General features: G+C 71.5%; 11 protein-coding genes. 7 read left to right on the forward strand and 4 right to left on the reverse strand.

Translation table 11 applies throughout. The annotated features are described in order from the left end of the window. Both AB0C69_RS29540 and AB0C69_RS29545 read left to right on the forward strand, forming a co-directional pair. A partial coding sequence (locus AB0C69_RS29540; protein ID WP_360358400.1) for a cyclase family protein occupies positions 1-858 on the forward strand: 858 nt, incomplete at its 5' end. Positions 859-1,037: 179 nt separating this feature from the next. Continuing rightward, positions 1,038-1,958 carry an RIO1 family regulatory kinase/ATPase gene (locus tag AB0C69_RS29545; protein WP_360358401.1) on the forward strand — a complete coding sequence of 307 codons (921 nt, stop codon included), beginning with the start codon at positions 1,038-1,040 and terminating at the stop codon, positions 1,956-1,958. 84 nt (positions 1,959-2,042) lie between these two features. Here the strand turns inward: AB0C69_RS29545 and AB0C69_RS29550 are convergent, their stop codons facing one another. The 4 genes from AB0C69_RS29550 to AB0C69_RS29565 form a co-directional block, all read right to left on the reverse strand. Beyond that, positions 2,043-2,837, reverse strand: coding sequence for a hypothetical protein (locus AB0C69_RS29550; RefSeq protein WP_360358402.1), 795 nt, complete (start codon positions 2,835-2,837; stop codon positions 2,043-2,045). A 349-nt stretch (positions 2,838-3,186) separates the two neighbouring features. Next, complete coding sequence (locus tag AB0C69_RS29555) at positions 3,187-3,702, reverse strand: flavin reductase family protein (protein WP_345173763.1); 516 nt, start codon at positions 3,700-3,702, stop codon at positions 3,187-3,189. Between the two features lie 109 nt (positions 3,703-3,811). Further along, positions 3,812-4,450, reverse strand: a complete 639-nt coding sequence (locus AB0C69_RS29560) for a TetR/AcrR family transcriptional regulator (RefSeq protein ID WP_345173760.1) — start codon at positions 4,448-4,450, stop codon at positions 3,812-3,814. Further along, positions 4,447-5,082 (reverse strand): helix-turn-helix domain-containing protein, encoded by a 636-nt coding sequence (locus tag AB0C69_RS29565; RefSeq protein ID WP_345174184.1) that lies wholly within the window; start codon positions 5,080-5,082, stop codon positions 4,447-4,449. Before AB0C69_RS29565 ends, AB0C69_RS29560 begins: the two co-directional genes overlap by 4 nt. A 194-nt stretch (positions 5,083-5,276) precedes the next feature. Here AB0C69_RS29565 and AB0C69_RS29570 point away from each other — a divergent pair, with 194 nt between their 5' ends. The 5 genes from AB0C69_RS29570 to AB0C69_RS29590 form a co-directional block, all read left to right on the forward strand. Further along, complete coding sequence (locus tag AB0C69_RS29570; RefSeq protein ID WP_360358403.1) at positions 5,277-6,596, forward strand: ABC transporter substrate-binding protein; 1,320 nt, start codon at positions 5,277-5,279, stop codon at positions 6,594-6,596. A gap of 62 nt (positions 6,597-6,658) precedes the next feature. Next, positions 6,659-7,582 carry a branched-chain amino acid ABC transporter permease gene (locus AB0C69_RS29575; RefSeq protein ID WP_360358404.1) on the forward strand — a complete coding sequence of 308 codons (924 nt, stop codon included), beginning with the start codon at positions 6,659-6,661 and terminating at the stop codon, positions 7,580-7,582. A gap of 4 nt (positions 7,583-7,586) precedes the next feature. Then, entirely contained in the window at positions 7,587-9,305 is a 1,719-nt protein-coding gene (locus AB0C69_RS29580; RefSeq protein WP_360358405.1) for a branched-chain amino acid ABC transporter ATP-binding protein/permease, read from the forward strand. A gap of 22 nt (positions 9,306-9,327) precedes the next feature. Next, positions 9,328-10,059 (forward strand): ABC transporter ATP-binding protein, encoded by a 732-nt coding sequence (locus AB0C69_RS29585; protein WP_360358406.1) that lies wholly within the window; start codon positions 9,328-9,330, stop codon positions 10,057-10,059. A 143-nt stretch (positions 10,060-10,202) separates the two neighbouring features. Next, a partial coding sequence (locus AB0C69_RS29590) for a hypothetical protein (protein WP_360358407.1) occupies positions 10,203-10,399 on the forward strand: 197 nt, incomplete at its 3' end.

Here is a 10,399-nt window from a genome sequence, read left to right on the forward strand (position 1 = left end):
GGCACTCTGAACCACATCACCGACGACGTCCGGCTGGCGGCGGCGCGGGCCGTGCGCCACGGCAGGAGCGTGTCGTGCGCATGGGAGGTCGCCGTACCGGAGGACATGGAGCGGTCGACGACGACGTGCCCGTGCGCCGCCGACATGCCCGGTGCCGAGAACATGCCGGCGCCCTTCCATAAGGACCGGCGCTGGGGCTTCTCGTCCGAGCGGCTCGGCATCACGTTCCACGGCAACACCCTCACCCACGTCGACTCACCGTGCCACATCTTCTGGAACGGCACGATGTACAACGGGCGGTCACACTCGCTGGTCGACGCCGCGACGGGATCGGGGTGGGCGGCCGTCACGGCGGCGGCGAACGGGATCATCACGCGTGGCGTCCTGCTGGACATCGCGGGGGTCCGCGGCGTGCCGTGGCTGGAACCGGGGGACGGGGTGTTTCCCGAGGACCTGGAGGAGGCCGAGCGGCGCCAGGGGGTGCGGGTGCGATCCGGCGATGCGGTTCTCCTGCGCACCGGCTACGGCCGCGTCCGGCACGAGGCCGGTCAGGCCGGTGGATTCAAGCAGGCCGGCTGGCACGCGTCCTGCCTGCCGTGGCTGCATGAACGGGAGGTCGCGCTGATCGGCGCCGACACCCCTCAGGACGTCCAGCCGTCGGGGTACGAGGACGTGCTGATGCCGGTCCACGCCGTGGGCCTCGTCGCGATGGGCCTGTGGCTGCTCGACAACTGCGACCTGGAGGCGTGCGCGGCGACGGCTGCCGAGCTCGGCCAGTGGGACTTCCAACTGGCCGTCGCGCCGGTCCGCTTCGCCGGGACGTCCGGCAGCCCGGTCAACCCGATCGCCACTTTCTGACCCCGGGACTCGCAGGCGATCCCCACCCCGGTAAATGCGTTGCGGTGTCCGGAACGGGCGTGCATGCTGGGGCGATTGAGCGGCGACGAACGCTGCCTGGACTAAGGAGGGCTGACGAATGTCCGTCACTGTGCTGCGGCATGTCCGCATCAGTCCCTTCTTGTTCAGGAGCGCATCCGTTGTCTTCCGAGTACGAAACCTCTGATACCTACTCCGACCTTCACTCCCGCTCGTCCGGTTTCGCTGGTGATGAGCCCCCGCCCGGTCCGGCCGGCGCCTTCGAGTTCGAGTTCCACTCGGTCGACGAGGAGCTGGGCCCGGATCAGCGGTGGTCCAACTGGCTGGACGTCGAGCGCGGCTCACGCGGCCCGGAACCGCGCCCCTCGTGGGTCGTCACGGAACAGGCTGCGATCGATACGGAGCTCGGCATCCTCAAAACCGGCAAGGAAGCCGACGTCTTCCTGCTCGAGCGGGCTGTGGAAGCCATCGGCGACAACCCGGCGAAGTCCTCGCTGCTGGCCGCGAAACGGTACCGCACCGAGGAACACCGGTCCTTCCACCGCAGCACGTCGTACGTCGAAGGCCGCCGTACCCGCAACAGCCGCGACCGGCGGGCGATGGCGAAGAAGACCTCGCACGGGCGCAGTGTCGCGGCCGGCCAGTGGGCGCACGCCGAATGGGACGCCCTCAACCGGCTGTGGAAGGCCGGCGTCCCGGTGCCTTATCCCGTGCAGGTGGACGGCACCGAACTGCTGATGGAGTTCATCGACGACGGCGAGGGCGGCGCCGCGCCCCGGCTCGCCCAGGTCCGCCCCTCGAAAGAGCTGCTCGGCGTGTACTTCGAGCAGCTCCGCGACGGAATGCGTGAACTGGCCCGCGCCGGGCTCGCGCACGGCGACCTCTCGCCTTACAACGTCCTCGCCCAGGCCGAGCGGATCGTGATGATCGACCTGCCCCAGGTCGTCGACGTCGTCGGCAACCCGAAAGGCATGGACTTCCTGATGCGCGACTGCCACAACATGGCCACGTGGTTCACGAACCGCGGGCTCGAAATCGACGAACAGGAACTGTTCGCCGACCTGCTCGCGATGGTGTTCTGATCGCCTTCAGCCGGCCTCCCGGCCCGAGGTGCCACCCCGGGCCGGGAGCCGGCCGGACGGATGATCCACCGGGTGCGGCGTGGATCAGCTGGACGCGGGAGCCACGTACTTGTAGCAGGTGAGCCACGTGGTGTCGATGTCCACCGAGGCTCCGGCCGCTGCGTAGGCGCCGGCGAGCGCGCTCTCGTTCTGGAGGATCCAGTCGGCCGACTCGGGGAAGTCGGCGTTGACGGTCTTGACCAGCTTGCCGTCGAGGTAGAACCGCAGCGAGCCCGGCACGATCTCCGTCGAGTAGGTGTGCCACGAGGTCCACGCGGTGCCGGGCGCCACGTCGGCGCTGGACTCCTTGAAGCCGTGCGTGAAGACGCTCACGGGGTCGCTGGAGAAGTTCCCGCCCGCCTCCGGATAGTCCACCTCGTTCGGCGTGTAGCGCAGGTGGGCCATCTTGAAGCCGGGGGTGCGGGTGCGGACGACGAACCGTTCGGTGAACTTCCCGTACCGCAGGTTCATGCACTTCCGGGGAACCACGGCGGCCACGGAGTTGACGGAACCGTTGGAGGTCATGTGGACCCGCATCTGGCCGTCACCGTTGGACGCCGTGTAGACGCTCACGGCCTTCTCCGGCCGGTAGTACCCGCCGAACGTCCGGCCGCCGTTCCCGTCCGCCCCGCTCGTGGCGGTGTCCGGCCAGCCCGAGGGGTAGGCGCCCAGCGTGTCGTAGTAATGCGGATAGTTCGTCTTCAGCCCGGCGCAGCGGAAGTCTCCGTCACCGGCGCACGTGTTGAACGCGCCCGCGGGCACGTCACCGCCGTTGAAGTTCTCCGCGTAGAGCTGGACGAAAGGACCGCAGTCGCCGGAGGGTGTGTTGTTGTTCGTCACCGCACAGGCGTCCTGGGAAGGGAATGTGTCGGCGGCCGAGGAGACTCCGGGAGCGAGTGGCACACATACGAAAGCCGTCGCCAGTACGGCGACGGCCCTTCGCGCCATCAGAGTGGGGGTCATCCGGCACACTATATAAGTCGGATGATCAAGCGTCTCGGGTCTTTCCCGAGAAGTATCCGCCAATTAAGCCCGCGACGGCATCGCGCGAATCGACCGAGCCGCCGGAGCCTGGAGCCGGCGTCTCCATTGCCAGCTCAGAACCTTTCGGGAGGCCATCACCGGCCCGAATCCTTGACGGGACGAAGCTCTGGGCGGCGCGCGGCCTGGCGTGGTGGGCGCGGGTCGGTCAGTGCGGGTTGAAGCTGCCGTAGGCGCCGCGGTGGAACAGCAGCGGCGTCTCCTCGTCGCCCGCCTGCAGGTGCGTGACCCGGCCGACGACGATGTGGTGGTCCCCGGCGTCGTGCAGTTGCTCGGTGACGCAGTCGATCCAGGCGACCGCGCCGTCGATGATCGGATTTCCGGCGGGGGACGGGCGCCAGCCGATGTCGTGGAACTTGTCCGTCTTGCGGACGGCCACGGCGCGGCAGACGTCCTCCTGGCCGGCGGCCAGCACGTTCACGCAGAACCGCTCGCCCGACGCGCGCAGCGCGCGCCATGAGCTGGAGCCCTTGTCGGGGAGGAAGGCCACCAGCGGCGGGTCGAGCGAGACGGAGGTGAACGAGCCGACCGTCATGCCGATGGGGGCGCCGGCCGGGTCGAGGGCGGTCACCACGACGACGCCGGTCGGGTAGTGGCCGAGCACGTGGCGGAAGCGGTCGGGTTCGATGACCGGGGCGCCGGTGCCGTGGGCGGTGAGGGCCATGGCGGGAACTCCTCCCTGTAGCGATCGCTACAGAGACTGCCATGCGAACCCCCGGTGTGACAACCGCCCGTTTCCGCCGGGTCGCTCCGCCGGGGGTCCGCCGCCCCGGTCAGCCCGCGTCCGCGACCGCCTGTTCGACGATCGCCACGATGATCGCGATGAAGTCGTCCGGATCCCCGGCCGCGTCGATCTGGTGGGCGAGGAAGAGGCCGTCGGTCGAGGCCACCACGATGCGGGCCAGGTCCATCGCCAGCTCGGGGCGGCGCGCCCGCAGCTCGGTGCTGAACTGGGAGGTGAACCAGGCCGCGATGCTGCTCGCGACCGCGTCGCGCGTGGCCAGGAAGTACCGGCGCGCCTCGGGCTCGACCTCGCGGGACTCCAGCAGGAGCATGTGGCCGATGCGCAGGAAGTCGGGGGCGCCGGGCAGGCCGCGCGTCGAGCGCGCCAGGATGTCGCGCAGCCCCTCGCCCAGCGACCGCTCGTCGCGCGGATCGCGCTCCCAGCGCGGCTCGGCGGCGATCCACTGCTCGAAGCTGTGCCGCACGACCTCCGCGAGCAGGTGGTCCTTGTCCCGGAAGAACCAGTACACCGAGCTGGCCGGCAGGCCGGAGCGCTTGGTGACCTTGGAGATCGTGGTGCCCTCGTAGCCGCACTCCGCGGCGATCTCGGCGGCGGCCGTGAGGATGCGGACGCGGGACATCTCCCGGTCGTCGGCGGGGCCGGGGGAGGCGGGGGGAACGGTGCTCACGCCGCCTCGCCCAGCCACGCGACGGCCTGCGCGTAGGCGCCGGCGGCGATCAGGTCGACCATGCGCTCCAGGTTCCAGCCCCGCTCCGAGCGGACGCCGACGTACAGCCCGTCCATGACCGCGAGGTGGAAGCGGGCCATCCGGTCGGCGACGTCCCGCCCGCGCTCCGGGTCTCCGGCGGGCAGCACCTGCTCCCACCAGCTCCGGATGGCGGCGCGGGTCTCGTCGCGGACCTCGATGTAGCGTCGCCGCGCGGCCGGCTCCTTCGGGCGGTTCGCCAGGCCCAGCATGAGGCCGAGCCGCCAGAACTCCGGCCGGTCGGCGATGGCGCGCGAGGCCCGCTGGAGCCGGTCGCGGACCTCCTCCGCGGGGTCGCCGATCCGGACGCGCTCCTGCCAGGTGGGGGCGGTCTCCCGCCAGCGCCGGTAGCTGAACTCCAGGGTCTCGGCGAGCAGCTGGTCCTTGTTGCGGAAGTGCCAGTAGACGGAGCTCGGCGGCAGGCCGGTGGCCTCCGTCACCAGGCCGATCGAGGTGCCGTCGTAGCCGCGCTCGGCGGCGATGGCGAGGGTCGCCTCCAGGATCCGCAGCCTCGACTCCTCACCTTGCTGGTGGCGTCGTGCCGTCTTGCGCATCTGCACCTTGCTCCTCTGACCTTCGGAAACTGCGCCCCGGCAGGGGGTTGTGTCGACCATCACATCATGGGTACGGTCGCCACGCGTCCCTGTAGTGATCGCTCCAGTCCGTGTAGCGATCAGTACGGATCCATTGTGGCGCGTACGCCTGCGTGGCGACGCATCGGCGTCGGCCGGCGGAACGGAGAGACACCATGCCCACCCCTCGCAGCGATCTCGGCCGCCGACGGCTGATCGCCCCCGTCCTGGCGGCCCTGACGGCGGCCGCGACCCTCGCCGCCTGCGGGTCCGGCGACACCGGCGTCAGCGCCGCCGACGCCAGGACCCAGGCCGCCGACCTCGTCAAGGTCCTCAAGCTCCAGGACGGCGCCGCGCTCGGCGGCGACGTCACCTTCAAGCTCGGCGCGACGCTCACCCTGTCCGGTCCGTCCGCCGCCAACGGCGAGTCCATGCGCAACGCCATCGAACTGGCCGCCAAGCAGATCAAGGCGGCCGGCGGGCCCACGATCGAGCCGAGCGTCAAGGACATCAAGGGCCCCGACCCCGTCGCCGCCAAGCAGGCCGCGTCCGAGCTGGCGGGCGAGCGCGTCCCGGCGAAGATCAGCTCGATGGGGGACGGCCTCGGCGCGATGCTCGCCGACACCGACAAGAACAAGATCCTCACCCTCGACGGCGTCGGCGGGGCCCAGGTCTTCACCCGGGGCACGAAGTACTTCTACGGCACCCGCGAGGTCGCGCCGTCCGACGCGGTCCCCGGCGCCCTGGAATGGTTCAAGCGGACCCGTCCCGAGGCGCGGACGGTCGGGCTCGCCGGGGTCGACCTCGGCGCGCAGAACGCCGCCATCAAGGCCGACCTGACGAAGAAGTTCGCCGCCGCCGGCCTGACCTTCAACGGCCTGTGGGAGACCGTCGCACCGACCTCCCAGGACTTCGCGAGCATGATCTCCAAGATCAAGAAGAACCCGCCGGACCTGCTCTGGGTGGCCTTCAGCGGCGCGTCGCCCGGCGCCTTCGCCGCCCAGGCCAAGAGCGCCGGCCTCAAGAGCCGGCTCGTCGGCATCGAGTTCACGCAGGAGGCCGTCAAGGCGTCCAAGGGCGTGCTCGATTCCGACGGCTTCACCTTCGCCATGGACTACTTCGACGCGTCGGCGCCGGCCAACCCGCTGGCCAGGCTCTTCGCCGACTCCTACCGGAAGGCCTACGGGCAGCCGGCGGACTTCTACGCCGCCAACGCCTACGAGGAGACGCTGTTGGTCTGGGACCTCATCCGCCGCGTCAAGGCGGCGGGCGGCGACCCCGCCGACAGCGCCCAGCTCAAGGCCGCGCTGGAGAAGGAGCCGGTGTTCGCCTCCGTCTACGGCGGCGACGCCGCCACCGTCGGCACCCTCAAGATCGACCTCGCGACGCACGGCGTCGCGAGCCGCCCCATGGGGGTGTTCCAGTACAAGGACGGCAAGGTCGAGACGCTCGCCACCTACAACGTCGGCGGCCAGGAGTTCCGCCTCGCCGACTGACCGCCGCCTCCCGGGGACGGCCCGCGACGGGCCGTCCCCGGCCCTCGATCCGGGGAGGATCCATGCACGACCTTCTGGGCGGCGAACTCTGGCAGCTGACCGTCAACGGTCTCGTCCGGGGCGCCTTCTACGCCGCGCTCGGCGCCGGGCTCGCGCTCGTCATCGGGGTCACCGCCCGCTTCCACTTCGCCTACGCGCTCACCTACACCGTCGCCCCCTACGCCGCCTTCTGGGTGATGGACGGCCTCGGCGCGCCCTTCTGGCCGTCGGCGCTCGCCGGGCTCGCGGCGGCGGTCGCCGTCAGCGTGCTGCTCGAAGCCGGCGTCTACGAGCCCGTCGCCCGCCGCGCCGCCGAACGCGCCATGCTCGCCGTGCTGGTGACCTCCATCGGCGTCAGCACCGCCGGCATCGCGCTCCTGCAGTTGAAGTTCGGGACCAGCAGCCTGCCCTTCTACGGGCCGGACGTTGTGCAGCACCGGTTCGGGCCGGTGCGGATCTCCGACTTCGAGCTGGAGCAGACGGCCACCTGCCTGGTCCTCGTCGCGGGGCTCGCCGCCTTCCTGGCGTTCACCCCGATCGGCCGCTCGATCAAGGCCGTCCGCAGCAACCCGGGCCTCGCGGCCGTGCTGGGGATCGGGGTCCGCCGCGTCAACCTCGTCTGCTTCGCCGTCGCCGGGCTCATCTCGGGCGCCTGCGCCCTCTGGTACGGCCTTCTCTACACGGTGCAGCCGAGCATGGGCGACTCGACCGTCGTCTACGGCTTCGTGGTCGCCTTCCTCGCGGGCACCCGCTCGTCCCCGCTGCGCGCCCTGCCCGTCGGCGTCGGGCTCGGCCTGCTGGAGCAGTGGGCGTCGAACTGGCTGCCGCTGCAGTGGACGCAGACCGCCGTCTTCATCGTCCTCACCGCCTACCTCGCGTTCCTGGCGGTGAAGGGCCGGCTTCCCCGCCCGCGCCTCGCCCGTCCCGCGCCGCTGAGGAAGGCCTGACGCCATGTGGATCAACTATCTGGACCAGGCGCTGCTGCTCGCGGCGCTCGCCGTCTGCGTCAACCTGCTCGTCGGCTACGCCGGGCAGGTCTCCGTCGCGCACGCCGCCTTCGCGGGCGTCGGCGGGTACACCGTCTGCTTCCTCGCCGGCGCGCACGGCTGGCCCTACCTCGCCTCCCTCGCCGCCGCCGTGCTGGTCGCCACCGCGCTCGGCGTGGTGATCGGGCTGATCGCGCTCGGTCTCGCCGAGGAGTTCCTCATCCTGATGACGCTGGCGTTCTCGCTCGGGCTCATCGGCGTCCTCGCCACCTTCGACTCCCTCGGCGGCGTCACCGGCATCACCGGCGTCGAGGGCCTGCGGCTGTTCGGGCTGGACCTGCGGACGCCGGAGGACTGGCTGGTCCCGTCGGCGGTGCTGCTCGTGCTGGTCTTCGCCGTCTGCCGGCGCATCGGCGAATCGCCCTACGGGCTGGTGCTCAAGGGCGTTCGCGAGGACGCCGTGGCGACCCGCGCGCTCGGCAAGAACACCTTCGGCTACAAGATCGGCATCTTCGCGATCACCAGCGGGCTGACCGGGCTGGTCGGCGGCCTCTACTCGGGCTGGCTGGGCCAGGCGACCCCGTCGGCGTTCGGGTTCCCGCTCGCCATGGCCGTGTTCGCGATGGTCGTCGTCGGCGGCAACGCCAACCTCGCGGGCTCGATCGCGGCCGCCGTCGCGCTGACGATGATCGAGCCGGTGCTGCGCGAGGTGCTCGGGGTGCAGAGCACCCAGGCCGCGCTGGTGCAGGTGGTGCTGTACGGCGCCCTGCTGCTGCTCGTCATGCTCGTCCGGCCTCAGGGCCTGGTCCCCGAACGCTCCCGGCGGGCCGCCGCGTCCGCCGTGCCGGAGGCGGCCGCCGCGTCGCCCGCGCCGCCGGTGAAGGCCGCGCTCAGGCCGGTCGACCCGGCCGCCCGCGCCGCGGCCGACGTCGTGCTGCGGGCGGAGGGCCTGTCCAAGCGGTTCGGCGGCATCGTCGCCGCCAAGGACATCGGCCTCGAACTGCGGCGCGGGACGATCACGGCGCTCGTCGGCCCGAACGGGGCCGGGAAGACGACGGCGTTCAACCTGCTCACCGGCACGGTCGTCCCCGACACCGGCTCGGTGACGCTGAACGGCGCGGAACTGGTCGGGATGCGCCCCGACCTGGTCGTCCGCGCCGGGCTCGCGAGGACCTTCCAGGACGTCCGGTTGCTGAACCGGCTGACGTGCCTGGAGAACGTCATGCTCGCCGTCCCCGGCCAGCCCGGGGAGCGGATCGGCCGCCTGTTCGTGCCCGGCCGCGGCGTCTCCCGGGCGGACCGCGAGGTCGCCGCGCAGGCGATGCGGTGGCTGGAGTTCGTCGGCATGGCCGACCAGGCGGGGACGCCGGCCGACGCGCTGTCCTACGGCCAGGCGAAGCTGGTCTCGCTGGCGCGGGCGCTGGCGACCCGGGCCGACGTGCTGCTGCTCGACGAGCCGGCCTCCGGCGTCGACGCGGCCTGGGTGGAGACCATGCTCGCCATGGTCGCGGCCGTCCGGGACGAGGGCCGCACCGTCTGCCTGGTCGAGCACAACCTCGACGTGGTCCGGCAACTGGCCGACCACACCTGCTTCATGGAACTCGGCGAGATCACCGCGTCCGGCACGCTCGACGAGCTGACCGGCTCGGCCCGGCTGGCCGAGGCCTACTTCGGCGCCCAGTGACGGGCGCGCCCAGGGAGGACGGATGAGTCAGGACAGCGCGGTGCGGGACGCGCCGCTGCTCGACGTGAGCGGCCTGGTCGCCGGCTACGGCCGCAAGGAGGTGCTGCACGGGGTCGGCCTCCGCGTCGGGGCGGGGGAGATCGTGACCCTGATGGGGCACAACGGCGCGGGCAAGACGACCACGATCCGGTCCGTGCTCGGCGCGGTCCGGCCGCGCGCCGGGACCGTCCGGATCGCCGGCCGGGACACCGCGCGCCGGCCCGTCCGCAGGGCCGTCGCCGCGGGCGCCGCGATGATCCCGTCGGAGCGGTTCGTGTTCCCCGACCTGTCGGTGCACGACAACCTGCTGCTCGGCGCCGCGAACGCGCCGTCCGGGACGAGTACGGCGGAGCGCCTCGCGACCGTCGGGGAGCTGTTCCCGATCCTCGGCGAGCGCGCGAGGCAGGCGGCGGGCTCGATGTCCGGCGGCCAGCAGCGGATGGTCAGCCTCGGCATGGCGCTGATGGCCCGGCCCCGGTTGCTGCTGCTGGACGAGCCGTCGCTCGGCCTTGCCCCCTCGGTCGTGGAGGCCATCTTCGAACGCCTGCGGCGCCTCGCCGACGAGGAGGGCCTCGGCATCCTGCTGCTGGAACAGAACGTCCGGCAGGCACTGAAGATCGCCGACCGCGCCTACGTCATGCGCTCGGGCCGCGTGATCCTGGAGGAGACCGCCGGGCGGATGCGCGACCGCGGCGACTTCTGGGACCTCTTCTGACGGGCTTGTTCTGACGGGCTTGGCCGGAGCGCCGGAAAGGCCTCTTCCGCGGTGACCGGTTCCTGTCAGGTGACTGTCGGGTTCAGGATCTCGCGTGGATGATGATCAAAAGCAGGGGAAGCCCGTGGTCATCGGAGGCAGGAATGCTCGCCAGGCGGTTCGGCTACGCGGTCTCTCCCGCGCCGGCGGCGATCGTCACCCCGTCCGTCCTCGGCCAGCTCGACAAGGCCGCACGCATGAACCGCGTGCTGGCCATGGCCGTGCCGATCCTGCCCGGCCACACCCGCACCGTCCGGCACCGGTTCGACGTCGCGGGCGTGCTGCTGGCGTCCGCCGCGCT

The organism is Actinomadura sp. NPDC048032 (assembly GCF_040653175.1).
GTDB classification, from domain to species: Bacteria; Actinomycetota; Actinomycetes; order Streptosporangiales; family Streptosporangiaceae; genus Spirillospora; species Spirillospora verrucosospora.

Coding starts and splice junctions, on each gene's coding strand:
- AB0C69_RS29575 (WP_360358404.1), top strand. CDS start 6,659: ATGCACGACCTTCTGGGCGGCGAACTCTGGCAGCTGACCGTCAACGGT.
- AB0C69_RS29565 (WP_345174184.1), bottom strand. CDS start 5,082: ATGCGCAAGACGGCACGACGCCACCAGCAAGGTGAGGAGTCGAGGCTG.
- AB0C69_RS29580 (WP_360358405.1), top strand. CDS start 7,587: ATGTGGATCAACTATCTGGACCAGGCGCTGCTGCTCGCGGCGCTCGCC.
- AB0C69_RS29585 (WP_360358406.1), top strand. CDS start 9,328: ATGAGTCAGGACAGCGCGGTGCGGGACGCGCCGCTGCTCGACGTGAGC.
- AB0C69_RS29555 (WP_345173763.1), bottom strand. CDS start 3,702: ATGGCCCTCACCGCCCACGGCACCGGCGCCCCGGTCATCGAACCCGAC.
- AB0C69_RS29570 (WP_360358403.1), top strand. CDS start 5,277: ATGCCCACCCCTCGCAGCGATCTCGGCCGCCGACGGCTGATCGCCCCC.